Raw genomic sequence first — 16,129 nt, forward strand, 5'->3', positions numbered from 1 at the left:
CCGCTCTTTCCCACGGTCCCCCTGACCTGCGCCGACGGCGCGTCGGCGGCCGTGGCCCCAGCCGAGAACAGACGAGAGGAACTCCGATGGTCGACCCCGAGGTGACCGTCAACGGGAAACGCACCGCGATCGGCGCCGTCCCCGTGCACACCACGGCACTGGACTGGCTCCGCGGACAGGGCCTGACCAGCTGCAAGGAGGGCTGCGCCGAGGGCGAATGCGGCGCGTGCGCGATCCTGGTCGCGCGGCCCGGCGTCGCATCCCCGACCGACCTGGTCGCGATCAACGCCTGCCTCGCCCCGGTCGGTTCGCTGGACGGGCAGGAGGTGTGGACGGCCGAGGGTCTCGGATCCGCCGAAGAACTGCACCCGGTGCAGCACGAAATGGCCGTGCGCGGCGGATCCCAGTGCGGGTACTGCACTCCCGGGTTCGTCTGCAGCATGGCGGCCGAGTACTACCGCGGCGACCGCGCCGCGACCGGCGACGACCACGCGCCGAACGGCTTCGACATCCACGCGCTGAGCGGAAACCTGTGCCGCTGCACCGGATACCGGCCGATCCGCGACGCCGCGCGCGCGCTCGGCACTCCCCCAGCCGACGACCCGCTGGCCCAGCGGCGCACCTGCCGCGCGCCGGAACCCGTTGCGACACAACTGCACCGCGACGGACGGGACTACCTTCGCCCGGCCAGCTGGGCCGAAGCGCTCCAGCTGCGCCACGACCGTCCTAACGCGACTTTCGTGGCCGGGTCGACGGACTGGGGCGTCGAGGTGAACATCCGCGGCGTCCGGGCGGACTGCGTCGTCGCCATCGACCGCATCCCCGAACTGCAGGTGCTGAACGTCGGCGCGGACACGATCGAACTCGGCGCCGGGCTGAGCCTCACCGAAATGGACCGCCGCCTCGACGGCCGGATTCCGTTGCTGAGCCAGCTGATCCCGCAATTCGCGTCGCGGTTGATCCGGAACGCCGCGACCCTCGGCGGAAACCTCGGCACCGGTTCGCCGATCGGCGACTCCGCACCGGTGCTCCTCGCGCTCGGCGCCAGCGTCGTCCTGTCCTCAGTGGACGGAGAGCGCGAGGTGCCGCTCGCGGAGTACTTCACCGGGTACCGGCAGAGCGTGCGGCGGGACGACGAGCTGATCCGTTCGGTGCGGATTCCGTTGCCGCTGGCCGGAACCACCGCGTTCCACAAGGTCGCCAAACGGCGGTTCGACGATATTTCCAGCGTCGCCGTCGCGTTCGCGCTCGACCTCGAAGACGGTCTCGTCCGCACCGCGCAGATCGGCCTTGGCGGGGTCGCCGCGACCCCGATCCGCGCTGAAGACACCGAAGCGGCGCTCGTCGGACAGCCCTGGAACGAGGAAACCGTCCGCGCCGCAGCGGAAATCCTGCGCGGCGAGGGCACGCCGATGGACGACCACCGCGCGAGCGCCGCCTACCGCGCCGCGACGTTGGGCCGCAGCCTGCTGAAACTGCACGCCGACTCTCTCGAGGGAGCACGAGCATGAGCGCACTTTCGGACCGCCCGGAAAGCCCGTCCATCGGGATCGCCCGGCCGCACGAGGCCGCCGCGGCGCACGTCCGGGGCACCGCGCTGTACACCGACGACCTCGTCGCCCGCACCAAAGACGTGCTGCACGCATACCCCGTACAGGTACCCGAGGCCCACGCGAAGGTGCTCGCGATCCGCACCGAAGAGGCCGAGGCCGTGCCCGGCGTGGTCCGCGTCCTCACCGCGGCGGATGTCCCTGGCGTCAACGATTCCGGCGTGCACCACGACGAACCGCTGTTCCCGTCCGAGGTGATGTTCTACGGCCACGCGGTGTGCTGGGTGCTCGGCGAGACGCTGGAAGCGGCGCGGCTGGGCGCGGCGGCCGTCGAGGTGGACACCGAACCGCTGCCGTCGCTGGTCACCGTCGGCGAAGCCATCGCCGCGGGCAGTTTCCAGGGCGAGCCGCGAGTGGTGGCGCGCGGCGACGTCGACTCGGGGATGGCCGGTTCGGCGCACGTCTTCCGCGGCGAGTTCGACTTCGCCGGACAGGAGCATTTCTACCTCGAAACCCAGTGCGCGCTGGCCCACGTCGACGAGTCCGAGCAGGTTTTCGTGCAGAGCAGCACGCAGCATCCGTCGGAAACGCAGGACATCGTGGCGCACGTGCTGGGCAAGCACAGCCACGAGGTCACCGTGCAGAGCCTGCGGATGGGCGGCGGGTTCGGCGGCAAGGAATGGCAGCCGCACGGGTACGCCGCCGTCGCCGCGCTCGGCGCGACGCTCACCGGACGTCCGGTGCGGCTGCGGCTCACCCGCACCCAGGACCTGACGATGACCGGCAAACGACACGGTTTCCACGCCGAATGGAGCGTCGGCTTCGACGCCGACGGCAAGCTGCAGGCGCTGGACGTCGTGCTGACCGCGGACGGCGGCTGGAGCCTCGACCTGTCCGAACCGGTGCTCGCCCGCGCGCTGTGCCACGTCGACAACGCGTACTGGATCCCGCACGTCCGCGCGATGGGGCGGATCGCGAAGACGAACAAGACGTCGCAGACCGCGTTCCGCGGATTCGGCGGGCCGCAGGGCATGCTGGTGATCGAAGACATCCTCGGCCGCTGCGCACCGCTGCTCGGCATCGACCCGGCCGAGCTGCGGCGGCGCAATTTCTACTCCGAAGGCCAGGAAACGCCGTACGGGATGCCGGTGCGGCACCCGGAACGCATCCACCGGATCTGGCAGCAGCTGCTGGACTCGGGCGAGGCCGAGCGCCGGCAGGCCGAGATCGCCGCGTACAACGCGAAACACGCGCATTCCAAGCGCGGGCTCGCGATCACGCCGGTGAAGTTCGGGATTTCGTTCAACCTCACCGCGTTCAACCAGGCAGGCGCGCTGGTGCACGTCTACAAGGACGGCTCGGTGCTGATCAACCACGGCGGCACCGAAATGGGCCAAGGCCTGCACACGAAGATGCTGCAGGTGGCCGCGACCGCGCTGGGCGTGCCGCCGGAGAAGGTGCGGCTGGCCCCGACCCGGACGGACAAGGTGCCGAACACCTCGGCCACCGCGGCGAGTTCGGGAGCGGACCTCAACGGCGGCGCGGTCAAGAACGCCTGCGAGCAGATCCGCGACCGGCTGCTCGCCGTTGCGGCGGGCAAGCTCGGCGTGCCGGAAAGCGACGTCCGGATCGTCCGCGGCGCGGCGCGCACCCCGTCCGGCGAGGAAATCGGCTGGGACGAGCTGGTGCACGCGGCCTACTTCGACCGGGTGCACCTGTCCGCCGCCGGGTACTACCGGACCGAGGGCCTGAGCTGGGATTCCGCCACGATGAGCGGCTCGCCGTTCAAGTACTTCGCCTACGGCGCGGCGCTGGCCGAGGTCGAGGTGGACGACTTCACCGGCGCGTACCGGACGCGGCGGGTCGACATCGTGCACGACGTCGGCGACAGCCTGTCCCCGCTGATCGACATCGGCCAGATCGAGGGCGGATTCGTGCAGGGCATGGGCTGGCTGACCCTGGAGGACCTGCGCTGGGACGAGTCCGACCGGCCCACCCGCGGGCGGCTCGCGACCCAGGCGGCGAGCACGTACAAGCTGCCGAGTTTCTCGGAGATGCCGGAAGTCTTCAACGTCACGCTGCTGACCGATGCCACCGAAGAAGGCGCGGTCTACGGGTCGAAGGCGGTCGGCGAACCGCCGTTGATGCTGGCCTTCGCGGTGCGGGAAGCGCTGCGGCAGGCGGTCGCCGCGTTCGGCGAGCCCGGGCACAGCGTCGATCTGGCGTCCCCGGCGACGCCGGAAGCCGTGTTCTGGGCGATCGACCGCGCTGTCACCGCGGCTCCGGAGGTCGAGGCCCAGGTGCCGGATCTGGTGGGCCAGTCATGAACTGGATCAGCGCGGTACAGCACCTGCGGGACGCGGGGCTGCCGGGTGTGCTCGTCACCGTGACGTCCTCGCGCGGGCACACTCCGCGCGAGGGCGGCGCGAAAATGGTGGTCGGCTCGGCGGAAACCCACGGCACGATCGGCGGCGGCAATGCCGAGGCGGTCGCCATCGAGCGGGCCCGGGAACTGCTGCGGGACAACGCGACCGCGCCGGTGCTGCAAACGCTTTCGCTGTCCGACAAGGCTCCTTACCAGCACGGCGTGCAATGCTGCGGAGGGACGATGACGCTGCTGTTCGAGCCGCTTCCGGTGCGTCCGTCGGTGGCGGTCTTCGGCGTCGGCCACGTCGGCCTGGAGCTGGCGCGGGTGCTCGCCCGGCACGAGATTTCGCTGCACCTGATCGACAGCCGACCGGCGCAGCTGACCGCACAACGGCTGGCCGTGCTCGATGACGCGGTGGCGACCGTGCACGTCCACCAGGTCCCGCTGCTGCCGGAGACGGTGCTGTCCGAGCTGCCGGCGGGCACGCACGTGCTGATCATGACGCACGACCACGCCGAGGACATCGCCCTGTGCGACGCGGCGCTGCGCAGCGGCACGTGCGGGTCGATCGGGCTGATCGGTTCCGCCGGGAAGTGGTCGAGGTTCCGGAAGCGGCTCACCGATCTCGGCCATGACGAGGCGGCGCTGTCCCGGATCACGACGCCGATCGGCCTGCCGGGCCTGACCGGCAAGGAACCGGCGGTGATCGCGGTGAGCGTGGCGGCCGACTTGCTGCAGAGATTCCCGGCGCGGGTGCAGCCGGGCGCGCTTCAGGCGTAAATCGCTTGCCTGCCCCCGGGAGCACGACTGGGATACGGGGAGACACCGTCAGCTCCTGGGGGCCTTCTGCGATGGAAATCCGGCGCGACAACGATTACGACGTCTTCTTCCGCACCGTCCAAGCCGCGTTCGGCCGCTACTGGCCCGAGTCGCCGGGCAGCGGCATCCTGGGCGCTTTCGAGAGCGACCGGAGCTTGATCGCCTACGCTCCAGACGGGAAACCGGTCGGCACCACCGGCGCGTACTCCTTCGACCTCACGCTGCCCGGGGATGTGCTCGCCTCCGCCGCTGGCGTGACCGCCGTCGGCGTGCTGCCAACGCACCGGCGGCAGGGCGTGCTCCGCGCGCTGATGCAGGAGCACCTAGCCGACGTCCGCGCCCGCGGCGAGTTCCTGTCGGTGCTGCTCTGCACCGAAGCGGTGATCTACCGGCGGTTCGGCTACGGACCGGCGACCTCCACCGAGCAGATGACCGTCGAACGGCACCGCTCCGCTTTCGGTGCCCCGCGCGGAGGTACGCCGGTCGCGACGGGCTCGGTCGAGCTGCTCCGCCGCGTCGACTGCGGTGGCCTGCTGGAAGAGATCTACGACCGCTACCGCCGCACCCAGCCGGGCGCCTTGTCGCGGCCGCACCGCTGGTGGACGCTGGGCGCGGGCCATCCGCCGACCAGCCCGGAACCGCGGTACCTCGCCGTGCACCGGGACGCCGACGGCACCGCGGACGGATACGCGAGCTACCTGGTCACCGACGGCGTCCTGACGGTCGACGAGGTCATCGCGGCCGACGACGCGGCTTTCACCTCGCTCACCCAGTACCTGCTGGGGCACGACCTGGTCAAGACGATCGACTTCAAACACCTCCCGCCGGGGAACCCGCTGCGCTGGCAGCTCGCGGACCTGCGCGCGGGCGAGCCCCGCACCACGGACTGGCTCTGGGTGCGGCTGCTCGACCTCCCCCGCGCCCTGACCACCCGCGGCTGGTTCGCGGACGGTTCGCTGGTCCTCGACGTGACGGACCCCTTCCTGGACGAACACGGCCGCTACCGGCTGACGGTGCGGGACGGGAAGGCGGAGTGCGTGCGGACCGACCTCGCGCCGGACCTGTCGCTCGACGTGAGCGACCTGGGCTCGGTTTATCTCGGCGGGACATTGCCGAGCGTGCTGGTCCGGGCGGGGCATGTCCGGGCGCACCACGGGGAGGCGGCCGGGGTGGCGGACGCGTTGTTCCGGTCGGATCGTGCGCCGCACTGCGTGCACTGGTTCTAAGCCAGCACCTCAGCCGCCAACCGGCGGGCGTACTCGGCGTCCAGGCCGTTCGGGCGGAACAGGATCCGGTACATGATCGGAGCCACCACCCGGTCCATCACCGTTTCCGCGGACGGCGCCGCCTCGCCTCGGGCGATCGCTCTCGCCAGGACGACTTCGACCTGGTCGGCGGCGTACGCCGAGCACTGGCCGGCGTTGCTGCCGTCCGGGTCGCCGAGCAGTGCGTCGCGGATGTAGGCCCGGCCCGCCGGCGAGGACATTTCGTCCAGGAACAGCTCGGTCCACGCCGTCAGGTCCGCGGCCAGCGAACCGTGGTCCTCCGGCGGGGCTTCCGGGCGCAGCCGTTCGACCGCGACGTCCGACAGGAGTTCCTGCAGGTCGCCCCACCGCCGGTAGATCGTCGACGGCGTGACGCCCGCCCGCGCCGCGACCTGGGGCACGGTCAGCGCGCCCCGGCCCGATTCGGCGATCAGGTCGCGGACCGCGGCGTGCACCGATTCCTGGACTCGCGCACTGCGCCCGCCCGGACGCACCATCCGCTTCTGGCTCACCGTGCCACTGTAAGGCGCGCCCGTTCCACGGCGTGTCCGGTCCGCAGGAGCACGGATTCGCCATGCGGCCGGGCGAGCAGCTGCAGGCCGATCGGCAATCCGTCGGGATCGTCGCCGACCGGGACCGTCAACGCTGGTACGCCGGTGATGTTCGCGGGAGCCGAAAGCCGTACGTACGCGTCCGAAACCGCTTCGACGCTTCCATCGGACCAGGTGACCGTCTCCTGTCCGGCCGGGACAGCCGTCATCGGGACGGTCGGCGCGGCGAGGACGTCGACCCTCTCGAACAGCCGCGTCCATTCCTGCCGCATGAGGGTGCGGGCGCGTTGGGCGCGCAGGTAGTCCCCCGCAGTCATCAGCTCGCCAGCTTCGAGCAGGATCCGGACGTCGGCGGCGTACTGGTCCGGCACGGTACGCAAGCTGCGCTCGTGATAAGCCGTGGCTTCCGGAACCATCAGGCCCCACTGCGTTGCCTGGAGGTACCGGGTCATCGGGATTTCGACGTCGACCAGCTCGGCGCCCAGCTCCTCGAGATGCCCGATGGCCTCGCGGACCGCGGTTTCCACCGCCGGGTCGACGCGGTCGAAGTAGTAGTTGCCCGGGACTCCGACCCGCAGCCCGGCCAGCTCGCCGCCGACCGAGACCGACTGTCCAATGAGGACTGACAGCACGAGTGCGGCGTCCTCGACGGTGCGGGTGATCGGGCCGACGTGGTCCAGCGACCAGGACAGCGACGTCACGCCGTCGCGCGGGATGAGGCCGTAGGTCGGTTTCAGGCCGACGACTCCGTTCAGCGCGGCGGGCACCCGGATCGAGCCGCCGGTGTCGGTGCCGAGGGCGAACGTCGCGGCTCCCGCGGCGACGGCGACGGCGGAACCGCCGCTGGATCCTCCGGCGACGCGCGACGGGTTGCGGGCGTTGTGGGTCTGCGGAGTCGTGAGGCCGTAGGCGAATTCGTGCGTGTGAGTCTTGCCGAGAAGGACCGCTCCGGCGGCCTTGAGCTGGGCGGCGACGGTGCTGTCCCGCTCGGCGCGATGTCCGGCGCGGACCTGGGAGCTGGCGGTGGTCGCGGTTCCGGCGACGTCGATCAGGTCCTTCAAGCCCATCGGAATGCCGTGCAGCGGCCCGCGGATCTCGCCCAGCGCCGCGGCTTCGGCCCGGGCGCGGTCGGCGTCCACCGTGACGTACGCGTGCAGCCGGGGTTCGACCTCGGCGATGCGCGCGAGGACCTCCTCGACCAGCTCGACCGGCGACACGCGCCGGTCCCGGATCGCGGCGGACGCTTCGGCGAGGGTGAGATCAGCCAGCGACATGCCGGACCTCCTCCGCTCGGTACGTGGAAGCCGGCGGGGTGTCGCCGAAATCCAGGTCGCGCAGGACGGTCACCACGGAGTGGATGTGGTTGGCGACGGCGGCCACGTCGGTATGCCGGACGGCGGCCAGCGGCAATCCGGCTCGGGCGGCGAGACGGGCCGCCTCGCCAGGGGTCAGTTCGGACACGAGGGCTCCTAAAAGCTAAGTATTTGCGTTAACCGACGATAGCCGCTACCGTCGCTTAACGCAAACATGTTGCGTTAAGGAGGCACTCCCCATGTCCTGGACCGTCGGCGAGATCACTGTGCACCGGATCGACGAGATCGAATTCCCCGCCGCGACCGGACCGTGGCTGCTCCCCGGGGCGACCGCCGAGGTCGTCTCGGGCGAGGACTGGCTGCGGCCGGACTTCGCCGACGACGGCGCGATCCGCTTGCACAGCCACAGTTTCGCGTTCGAAAAGGACGGGACGAAGATCCTCGTCGACACCGGGATCGGCAACGGGAAGACGCGCGCCAACCCGGCGTGGCACGACCTCGACACCGGTTACCTCGACGCGCTGGCCTCCGCCGGATTCGCACCGGACGAGGTGGACCTGGTGCTGCTCACCCACCTGCACGCCGACCACGTCGGCTGGAACACCCGCGAGCAGGACGGCGAGTGGGTGCCGACGTTCGCCTCCGCCCGGTACGTCACCGCCCGCGCCGAACGGGAGTTCTGGGCGGGCTACGACATGGACGCGGCGCGCCGGCAGATGTTCGACGACTCGGTGCTGCCGGTGGAGCGCGCGGGATTGCTGGACCTGGTCGACGTCCCCGAGGAGGGAGTCGAAATCGTGTCCGGCGTGCGCTTGCGGCCGACGCCCGGCCACACCCCGGGGCACGTCTCGGTCGAACTCGCCAGCTCCGGCGAGACCGCACTGATCACCGGGGACGCGGTGCACCATCCGGTGCAGTTCGCGCATCCGTGGATCGGCGCGTCGGTGGACATCGACCCGGCGAAATCCGAGAAGACCCGCCGCCGCCTCCTCGCCGAGCTGGCCGATTCGGGCACCCTCCTGCTGGGCACGCACTTCACCCCGCCCACCGGCGGCCGCCTGACCGCCCACGGGTCCGGCTACCGGTTCGCCGATCGTCCGTGAGGGGAACCCCGCGGGAATCAGTGTCCCTCAGGGTTAACCTCCTGGACTCCAGCTACCCGCCGGGCGGCATCCTGGCCTACGGCGACGTGCTCACCGTGCTCGGCCCGGACAGCAATACCTCCGGCGGGTTCGCGGTGATCGCCACCGTCGCGTCGGCCTCGCTGTGGAAGGTCGGCCAGCTCCGGCCCGGCCGGGACACGGTCACATTCCGGGAAATCAACCTCAGCCAGGCGGCGGCGCTCAATGCGCAGGTGAATCAGTTGCTGGAGATCAAGGCCCTGTCTTGAGTTTTGCTTCGCGGTAAAGGGCGTCGCCTTCGCGCAAGGCGGTGATGATCGCCTGGTGGTCCATTACGCGACCGAAGCCACGCCGAATGGTGCGGAGAGTGGCACGGTGTGCTTCGGCGTTGTCGGTCGCGTTGACGTCCGAGCCGAAAACGATATGGTAGCCCAGGAAATATCCGGTGCGAGCGGTCGATTCGCAGCAGAAGTTGGTTAGGGTGCCGCACACGATCAACGTCCGGACTCCCTGGCACCGCAACGCATAGTCGAGATCCGTGCCCGCGAAGGAATCGTAGGTGTGTTTCGCGGAAATGATGCGCTCGTCGTCGCGCGGCTTCAGCCCGTGGTACAGCTTGGCTCCGGGAGTTCCCTCCGCGATCGCGCCGTTCGCGATCGGCGGCCAGAAGGAAGAGAAGTCGTGCGCGACATCCGGCGCGATCGTGTGCTCGGTGTAGAGCACCGGCACCCCGGCTTCCCGGCACGCCTCGATCAGCGCCCGCACCCGCGGGAGTTGCCGGTAGGCCTCCGGCACCCGCATCGGCCCGTCGGGGCGGACGAAGTCCTCTTGGAGGTCCACCACGATCAGCGCGCATTCCTCTGGCTTGATCTCGAACGCCCAGTGCTTGTCCGTCTCGTAGTCCGCGTCGGCGGCCGCGATCTGCTCGCGCTCTCCGTCGAGAAGATCCTCCTCCGCCCGACCGTAAGCAGTCAGATACTCATTCAACGGATGCACGAACTTCCTCCTCTCCTTTCCCGGCCACCGAACCAAGATCGACCGACTTCGTCTCCTTCGCGATCAGCGATGCCACCAGCGAAATCAAACCCATCACGGCCAGGTACGCCCCGATCGCATACCCGGTGCCGAATTTCGCGTACAGCCCGATCGCGATGATCGGCGCGAGCGAACCCGCCAGTACCGACGCCAGGTTGTACGCCAGCGAAACCCCGGAATACCGCACCTCGGTCGGGAACAACTCCGCGAAGAACGCCCCGATCACCGAACTGTACGCGGCGAAGATCAGCAATCCGCCTGCCACCGCGACCATGATCAATCCCGGGCTCCGCGTGTCGACCAGCGCGAAGAACACGAAGGCCCAGACGATCGTCGCCACCGAAGCGACCACGTAAATCGGGCGCCGTCCGATCCTGTCGGCCAGCAGGGCGAACAGCGGGATCGTGACCACCGCGCACGCCTGGCCGACCAGCACTGCCGTCAACCCGACCGAACTGTCCATTTTGAGCACAGTCGTGACGTAGGTGATCACGAACAATGAAAACAGATAGAACCCGGCGTTCTCGCCGAATCGCGTCGCCGCGGCGAGCAGCACACTGCGCCAATGTTTGCGGACCACCACCCGGCGGGCAGTCCCTTGGGCTTCGGCGCGTCTTTGAACAACGGGGTTTCCGCGACATAAAGCCGCAGCCACAAGCCGATCAACACCAATACCGCGGACAACCCGAACGCGATCCGCCAGCCCCAGGAGAGGAACTGCGCCGACGGCAGCACCGCGCCTAGCACCGCCAGCACTCCGGCGGCGAGCAGATTTCCCAGCGGTGGCCCGACATTCGGCCACGAAGACCAGAACGCCCGGCGCGCACTGCCGCCGTGTTCGGACACCAGCAGCACCGCCCCGCCCCATTCGCCGCCGAGCGCAAACCCTTGCACCAGACGGCACACGACCAGGAGCAGCGGCGCGAGCACGCCGACCGCCTCGTAAGTGGGCAGCAATGCGATCAAGAACGTCGAAGCACCCATCAACAGCAGGCTGGCGATCAGCGTCGACCGCCGTCCCTTGCGGTCGCCGAGGTGGCCGAGCACTACCGCGCCGAGCGGCCGGGCGAGGAAGCCGACGGCGTAGGTGGCGAAAGCGAGAACCGTGCCGACCAACGGGTCGTGCGACGGGAAGTACAGTTTGTTGAAGACCAAAGTGGACGCGGTGCCGTACAGAAAGAAGTCGTACCATTCGACGGCGGTGCCGGCGAGGCTCGACACCGCCACCACCCCTAGCCGCGTGTGCGGGCGTTTTCTGTTACGTTCGCGAGAGGTATCAGCCATTTCGGCTCCTGGAGTCGGAGGGTCCGTGACGCGGATGAAGTGCTGGTGCCGGAAGCCTCGGTGGCTGTTGGCGCAGCCACCGAGGCGGGTTCCCCCCTGGGGACTGCCTCAGAAGAACCAGTGCACGGGCTCGTTGGCCCGGTCGGCGATGTCGGCGAACCGTCCCCCGTGGAACGCCAGCGGTTCGCCGTCGCGCTCGCACACGCTGCGCACGTGCCCGAACACGACCACGTGGTCGCCGGCGACGAGGTGCCGTTCGACATCGCATTCGAGGTGCGCGAAGGCGTCCGGGATCACCGGCACCTGATGCCTGCCCTCGGTCACCTCCAGCCCGGCGAAGTGGTCCTCGCCGCGGCGGGCGAAGCGGAGCGCGAGCTGTTCCTGCCGCGCGGACAGGATGTTGACCGCGAACCGGCCCGCGTCGACGACCGCGTCGGTGCTGCGCGCACCGGTCGTCAGGCACACCAGCAGCAGCGGCGGCTCGAGCGAAACCGAGGTCAGCGAGTTGACGGTCATCCCGTGCGGCACCCCCGCCGCCCGGGTGGTGACCACCGCGACACCGGTGGCGAAACGCCCCATCGTGCGGCGCATCGTCATCGGGTCGACCTCGGCCGAGGAAGTGATCATGGGGGTTCTCCTTGCGAAGGGGGTCGTGCGTGGCAAGCGCCGGCTTAGCCGCTCACGAGCGGTTCAGGCGGGGTAGCGGACCTCGAACGTGACGACCCCCTCGTCGGTCCGCCACGGGCCGTGCGGCATGCCCGGCGGACGGCAGGCGTACATCCCCGCGGTGAACGTCCGGCCGAGCGTGAGGTCGGTGAACGAGCCCTCGAGAATGTAGACCTCCTCCCAGAAATCGTGCTTCTGCACGCCCATCGGCGTCGAATCGGCGCCCGGCTCGTAACGGAGGATCCGCGTCGCCACGCCGGTTTCCGGGTCCTTGGCGAGAATCCGTTCGGTGATCTTCGGGTCGTCGCCCGGGCACACCGTGAACGGGACTTCGGTCACCGGGAAGAATTCGTGTTCCGGTTTGTTCATCGGGTGATCGCTCCGTCGAGGTCGTAGCTGGAGAGGAAGGCGTCGATGTCGCCGAGCGCGGCGTCGAAGCCGTAATTGCGGAAGGCGTAGCCCTTCACCACGAACGGCGCGCCGGCGTAGAACATCTCGTATTGGTGGTGGCGTCCGGCGAATTCGCTGCCGACGACGTCCCAGGCGAGCTTGAACAGCTTCACCCGCTCCTCGGCGGGCGCGGACGGGCTGTAAATGTACTTGTCGATATCGGCCCGGGTCTCCGGGCTGGTCAGGTCCGCGACGCTCGACGGGACCTGCAGCACCCCGCCGCCGACCAGGTCGCGCAGGATCGCCAGCAGCCGCGGGTACAGCTCGGCCTGCAGCCCCATCGCGCCGTACACCGCACGGGAACCGGGCCGCCACATGCCGTTGTCGTCCGGTTCCGCGGTGTATTCCGCCGCCAGCACCGCGGACTCCACAATGGACGCCAGACTCGCCAGCTCGCCGAGCTTCTCGACCACGCCGGGGAACTTGTCGACCCCGTTCACCGCGGCGACCTTGCGCGCGAGCCCGGCGATGAACTGCGTCTTCACCATGAACCGGATCTGCGCCTGCCAGTTGCCGAACACGTGCGCGCCGGTGTCGAAGAATTGCCGCCGCAATCCCGCGACGTCGCGGTAAACGAACACCCGGTCCCACGGAATGAAGACGTCGTCGAAGACCACCAGCGCGTCGGTTTCGTCATAGCGCGAGGTGAGCGGGTAGTCGTATTCACTTGTGGCAGCCGGGGCGTACGGACGGCGGCAGTAAAGCTTAAGTCCTTCTGCGTCAACGGGAACCGCGAAGCCAAGCGCGAAATCCGCGTCCTCCGGTCCGAGCGGCTTGATGCAGGACACGAAGATCTCGTCGGCCACCGCGCCGCCGGTGGCGAGCATCTGCGCCCCGCGGATCACAATCCCGTCCTCCCGCTCCTCCGCGACGCCCGCCTGGATCAGGTCGCCTTCCCACGCGTGCGCGGTGGTCGCCCGCGACACCTGCGGCGGAATGATCGCGTAGGAGACATACAGGTTCTCCTCCAGCACGCGCTTGTGATACGCGGCGATGTTGGCGGAAAAGTCGCGCTCCCCTTGGGAAAACGCCTCCGGATGCGCGGAGAACGCGGCGACGAACGCACCCACGTGGTCCGGGCTGCGGCCGACCCAGCCGTGCGTGTGCCTCGCCCAGGTGGTCGCCGCTTCGCGGTACGCCTTCAGGTCTTCCCGGCTGCGCGGCGGCGTGAACAGGCGGTTCACCGTGGACCCGGTAACCGGGTCGGTGACCGAGATGCCGGACTCCGGGTCGGCCGCGAGGTCGAACAGTTCCGCGATGGTCTTCGCGATCGGCGCGAACGCCGGGTGGTGGGCGACGTCCTCGACCGGCGCGCCGTCGAGGTAGATCCGCCGGGGGCCTTTCAGTGCGGCCAGATAGTCGGCTCCGCTGCGCATCACTCGCTCCTCTGTTTCGTTTCGTACGCGTGGGTCAGGGTCGGGCCGCCGGGCAGTTCCAAGTGGACTCGCCAGTACGCGCCGTAAGCGAACTCCCCGCCGAGCAGCGGCAGCGTGCCGCAGTACAGCGCGAAATCGCCCTCGACCGGCCCGAGCCGGTCGAGCAGGTCCGCCGGATGCCGCAACGCGGACAGCTCGCCCTTCTGATACGGACATCCGTCCACACTGGAATCCGCGACGACGTGCTCCCAGTCCGGAATGGACAGTTCGGTCCCGATCTCGGCGACCACTTCCCCGAGCGGTTTCGGACAGGCCGCTTTGGACAGTGCCACGCCGTCCCGTTCGAGATCGCGGTCGGTGTGATCGGACCCGACCCCGAGGAAATACCGCCCCTGGTGCCGGATCAGCACCGGCTCGACCTCCCCGGACGTCCCCGGCGCGCTCACCCCCACCACCGGCTCCGTCGTCAGCAATTCCGGGTCCAGGTGGTAGAACGCGGGCACCGATTCCGGCCGCGGCACGCCAATCGCCTCGAGTTCGGCGATGTGCTCCTCGACCGCGGCCTCGTCGCTTCCGGTGTACCCGGCCACCACCAGCCGCGCCGGGGCGAACGCGAGTTCCTCCCCGGTTCCCGCGACGTGCAGGGCAATCGTGCTCATACTCCCGCTCCCGTGAAGTCTGCTGTGGACACCGGCCACCGCCGGTCGGCCAGCACCGGGAACTCCGCCCGTACCGTGTCCACAATGGATTGGTCTATTTCGCAGCGCAGCACTTCCTCGCCGGTTCCCGCTTCAGCCAGCACGGTGCCCCACGGATCCACGATCCGGCTGGTCCCGGCCAGCTCGACGCCGCCGTGTTGCGTGCCGGCCGAGTTCACCGCGAGCACCAGAACCTGCTCTTCCACCGCCCGGCACGAGGTGAACATCCGCCAGTGCTCGCGCCGCGCGGCCGGCCACGCGGCCGGAACGACGACCGTCTTCGCGCCGCGATCCACCAGCCCGCGCCACAATTCGGGAAACCTGAGGTCGTAACAGGTCGTGGCCCCGATCGGACCCAGGTCCGTTTCCGCGACGCTGAGCGTTTCGCCCGGTGTCAGCAATTCCGCCTCTCGCGAGGCATAGCCGAAGACGTGCACCTTGCGATAGGTATGCGCGATCGAGCCGTCCGGCGCGAGCAGCACCGCGGTATTGAACAACCGCCCGGCCGCGTCCCGCTCGACCAGGCTGCCCAGGTGCACATACGCACCAAGGCTGCGCGCCCACTCCCGGCCCGCCGCGACCGTCGGCCCGTCGAGCGATTCCGCTTCCGCCGGATACGCGTCGAACGAGAAATACCCGGCCGCCCACAACTCCGGCAGCACCACGAGATCGGCCCCGCGCGCCGACTCCACCAGCTGCCCGGCCCGCACGCGGCGGTCCGCAGCCGTCTCGTCCGGCGGGCTGGCCAGCTGCACCAGCGCGACCTTCACAGCGGTTCCCCGACTCGCAGCGCCGTCATCGTGCTGGACAGGTGCTTGGCCAGCGCGTCCCCGGCCGCGGCGGGCTCGCCGCCGCGCAACGCTTCGACGATCGCCGCGTGCTCCGCCAGCACCGTTCCCGCCCGGGTCTCGCTGCCCGCGACCGCGCGCAACCCCATCCGGACCTGCCGCTCCCGCAACGATTCGTAGAACTCGGCCAGCACCGGGTTGCCCGCCCGCCGCACGATCGCCCGATGGAACGCGCGGTCGAACTCGATGAACCGCACCGGCTCGTCCACCACTTCGCGCTGCTTCGCGAGGGTGTCGTCCAGTTCGGAGAGAAACGCTTCGTCGACGCGCTCGGCGAGCTTGCGGACGCACCAGTCCTCGACCAGCTCGCGTGCCTCCATCACCGCCCGCACCTCGGCGTCGGAGATCGGCGGCACGAACGCGCCCTTCTTCGGCACGATCTCGAGGAAGCCCTCGGCCTCGAGCCGCAGCAGAGCCTCCCGCACCGGCGTGCGCGACGTCCCCGCCGCCTCGGCGACCTCCGATTCGGTGAGGAACGTCCCGCCGTCGCGGGGCAGCTCGGCGATCCGCTGTTTGAGGAACCGATAGGTGACGTCCTGCGCGGACCCGGCCCGCCCAGCCTGTCGTACACTGCTCATGGACAAGATGTATACATCACGCATGGCAGCCGGGCAAGAGGCGTTTGCCGAGGTTGAACGGGTGAGCCGGGCTCTGTCGGGCCGCTCGACGGCTTGGCTGAGCGGCCCCGCTCCGGAGAACTCGCCTGGTCACCTGAGCCTCACCAGCTAGCCGGAAAGTGCCTTCTTGGCACCCGCGATCACGCCGCTTACGGTTCCGGAATCGCC

General features: G+C 69.5%; 18 protein-coding genes. 6 read left to right on the forward strand and 12 right to left on the reverse strand.

Annotated elements, in window-relative coordinates:
• Positions 1-86: 86 nt before the first annotated feature.
• The 4 genes from F9C11_RS35155 (at position 87) to F9C11_RS35170 (ending at position 5,963) form a co-directional block, all read left to right on the forward strand.
• A complete protein-coding gene (locus F9C11_RS35155; RefSeq protein ID WP_409181671.1) occupies positions 87-1,511 on the forward strand; it encodes a xanthine dehydrogenase small subunit in 1,425 nt (474 codons plus the stop codon).
• On the forward strand, positions 1,508-3,877 hold the full coding sequence (xdhB, locus tag F9C11_RS35160) for a xanthine dehydrogenase molybdopterin binding subunit (protein ID WP_409181672.1): 2,370 nt from the start codon (positions 1,508-1,510) through the stop codon (positions 3,875-3,877). Before F9C11_RS35155 ends, xdhB begins: the two co-directional genes overlap by 4 nt.
• On the forward strand, positions 3,874-4,698 hold the full coding sequence (gene xdhC, locus F9C11_RS35165) for a xanthine dehydrogenase accessory protein XdhC (RefSeq protein ID WP_409181673.1): 825 nt from the start codon (positions 3,874-3,876) through the stop codon (positions 4,696-4,698). Before xdhB ends, xdhC begins: the two co-directional genes overlap by 4 nt.
• 71 nt (positions 4,699-4,769) lie before the next feature.
• A complete protein-coding gene (locus tag F9C11_RS35170) occupies positions 4,770-5,963 on the forward strand; it encodes a GNAT family N-acetyltransferase (RefSeq protein WP_409181674.1) in 1,194 nt (397 codons plus the stop codon).
• On the opposite strand, the gene F9C11_RS35175 is transcribed toward F9C11_RS35170, so the two are convergent.
• Genes F9C11_RS35175 through F9C11_RS35185 form a run of 3 tightly spaced genes read right to left on the reverse strand, consistent with a single transcriptional unit; the run spans position 5,960 to position 8,014 of the window.
• Positions 5,960-6,514 carry a TetR/AcrR family transcriptional regulator gene (locus F9C11_RS35175; protein ID WP_409181675.1) on the reverse strand — a complete coding sequence of 185 codons (555 nt, stop codon included), beginning with the start codon at positions 6,512-6,514 and terminating at the stop codon, positions 5,960-5,962. The two genes, F9C11_RS35170 and F9C11_RS35175, sit on opposite strands and share 4 nt — an antisense overlap.
• Positions 6,511-7,827: an amidase gene (locus F9C11_RS35180; protein WP_409181676.1), complete on the reverse strand. Its 1,317-nt coding sequence runs from the start codon at positions 7,825-7,827 to the stop codon at positions 6,511-6,513. Before F9C11_RS35180 ends, F9C11_RS35175 begins: the two co-directional genes overlap by 4 nt.
• Positions 7,814-8,014: a hypothetical protein gene (locus tag F9C11_RS35185; RefSeq protein WP_409181677.1), complete on the reverse strand. Its 201-nt coding sequence runs from the start codon at positions 8,012-8,014 to the stop codon at positions 7,814-7,816. Before F9C11_RS35185 ends, F9C11_RS35180 begins: the two co-directional genes overlap by 14 nt.
• A 91-nt stretch (positions 8,015-8,105) precedes the next feature.
• Between F9C11_RS35185 and F9C11_RS35190 the strand changes: the two genes are divergently transcribed.
• Together F9C11_RS35190 and F9C11_RS35195 are read left to right on the forward strand one after the other, a co-directional pair.
• On the forward strand, positions 8,106-8,969 hold the full coding sequence (locus F9C11_RS35190) for an MBL fold metallo-hydrolase (RefSeq protein ID WP_409181678.1): 864 nt from the start codon (positions 8,106-8,108) through the stop codon (positions 8,967-8,969).
• A 20-nt stretch (positions 8,970-8,989) separates the two neighbouring features.
• Positions 8,990-9,256 (forward strand): hypothetical protein, encoded by a 267-nt coding sequence (locus tag F9C11_RS35195; RefSeq protein ID WP_409181679.1) that lies wholly within the window; start codon positions 8,990-8,992, stop codon positions 9,254-9,256.
• On the opposite strand, the gene F9C11_RS35200 is transcribed toward F9C11_RS35195, so the two are convergent.
• From F9C11_RS35200 to F9C11_RS35240, 9 genes are all read right to left on the reverse strand, one after another.
• Positions 9,240-9,983, reverse strand: a complete 744-nt coding sequence (locus F9C11_RS35200; protein WP_409181680.1) for a cysteine hydrolase family protein — start codon at positions 9,981-9,983, stop codon at positions 9,240-9,242. The genes F9C11_RS35195 and F9C11_RS35200 overlap by 17 nt on opposite strands.
• The gene (locus tag F9C11_RS35205; protein WP_409181681.1) at positions 9,967-10,515 is read right to left on the reverse strand and encodes an MFS transporter; all 549 of its coding nucleotides are present in this window, start codon (positions 10,513-10,515) and stop codon (positions 9,967-9,969) included. The genes F9C11_RS35200 and F9C11_RS35205 overlap by 17 nt, the downstream gene beginning before the upstream one ends.
• The gene (locus F9C11_RS35210; RefSeq protein ID WP_409181682.1) at positions 10,512-11,243 is read right to left on the reverse strand and encodes an MFS transporter; all 732 of its coding nucleotides are present in this window, start codon (positions 11,241-11,243) and stop codon (positions 10,512-10,514) included. The genes F9C11_RS35205 and F9C11_RS35210 overlap by 4 nt, the downstream gene beginning before the upstream one ends.
• A gap of 171 nt (positions 11,244-11,414) precedes the next feature.
• Complete coding sequence (locus tag F9C11_RS35215) at positions 11,415-11,933, reverse strand: flavin reductase family protein (RefSeq protein WP_409181683.1); 519 nt, start codon at positions 11,931-11,933, stop codon at positions 11,415-11,417.
• 63 nt (positions 11,934-11,996) lie between these two features.
• Positions 11,997-12,341: a cupin domain-containing protein gene (locus F9C11_RS35220; RefSeq protein ID WP_037353225.1), complete on the reverse strand. Its 345-nt coding sequence runs from the start codon at positions 12,339-12,341 to the stop codon at positions 11,997-11,999.
• A complete protein-coding gene (locus F9C11_RS35225) occupies positions 12,338-13,798 on the reverse strand; it encodes a 4-hydroxyphenylacetate 3-hydroxylase family protein (RefSeq protein WP_409181684.1) in 1,461 nt (486 codons plus the stop codon). The genes F9C11_RS35220 and F9C11_RS35225 overlap by 4 nt, the downstream gene beginning before the upstream one ends.
• Entirely contained in the window at positions 13,798-14,457 is a 660-nt protein-coding gene (locus F9C11_RS35230) for a DUF2848 family protein (protein WP_409181685.1), read from the reverse strand. Before F9C11_RS35230 ends, F9C11_RS35225 begins: the two co-directional genes overlap by 1 nt.
• Positions 14,454-15,266, reverse strand: coding sequence for a carbon-nitrogen family hydrolase (locus F9C11_RS35235; protein ID WP_409181686.1), 813 nt, complete (start codon positions 15,264-15,266; stop codon positions 14,454-14,456). Before F9C11_RS35235 ends, F9C11_RS35230 begins: the two co-directional genes overlap by 4 nt.
• A complete protein-coding gene (locus F9C11_RS35240) occupies positions 15,263-15,922 on the reverse strand; it encodes a GntR family transcriptional regulator (protein ID WP_409181687.1) in 660 nt (219 codons plus the stop codon). The genes F9C11_RS35235 and F9C11_RS35240 overlap by 4 nt, the downstream gene beginning before the upstream one ends.
• Positions 15,923-16,129: the final 207 nt, after the last annotated feature.

Source organism: Amycolatopsis sp. VS8301801F10 (genome assembly GCF_046195355.1).
Lineage (GTDB): Bacteria > Actinomycetota > Actinomycetes > Mycobacteriales > Pseudonocardiaceae > Amycolatopsis.

Coding starts and splice junctions, on each gene's coding strand:
- F9C11_RS35155 (WP_409181671.1), top strand. CDS start 87: ATGGTCGACCCCGAGGTGACCGTCAACGGGAAACGCACCGCGATCGGC.
- xdhB (WP_409181672.1), top strand. CDS start 1,508: ATGAGCGCACTTTCGGACCGCCCGGAAAGCCCGTCCATCGGGATCGCC.
- xdhC (WP_409181673.1), top strand. CDS start 3,874: ATGAACTGGATCAGCGCGGTACAGCACCTGCGGGACGCGGGGCTGCCG.
- F9C11_RS35170 (WP_409181674.1), top strand. CDS start 4,770: ATGGAAATCCGGCGCGACAACGATTACGACGTCTTCTTCCGCACCGTC.
- F9C11_RS35180 (WP_409181676.1), bottom strand. CDS start 7,827: ATGTCGCTGGCTGATCTCACCCTCGCCGAAGCGTCCGCCGCGATCCGG.
- F9C11_RS35190 (WP_409181678.1), top strand. CDS start 8,106: ATGTCCTGGACCGTCGGCGAGATCACTGTGCACCGGATCGACGAGATC.
- F9C11_RS35215 (WP_409181683.1), bottom strand. CDS start 11,933: ATGATCACTTCCTCGGCCGAGGTCGACCCGATGACGATGCGCCGCACG.
- F9C11_RS35220 (WP_037353225.1), bottom strand. CDS start 12,341: ATGAACAAACCGGAACACGAATTCTTCCCGGTGACCGAAGTCCCGTTC.
- F9C11_RS35225 (WP_409181684.1), bottom strand. CDS start 13,798: ATGCGCAGCGGAGCCGACTATCTGGCCGCACTGAAAGGCCCCCGGCGG.
- F9C11_RS35230 (WP_409181685.1), bottom strand. CDS start 14,457: ATGAGCACGATTGCCCTGCACGTCGCGGGAACCGGGGAGGAACTCGCG.
- F9C11_RS35240 (WP_409181687.1), bottom strand. CDS start 15,922: ATGAGCAGTGTACGACAGGCTGGGCGGGCCGGGTCCGCGCAGGACGTC.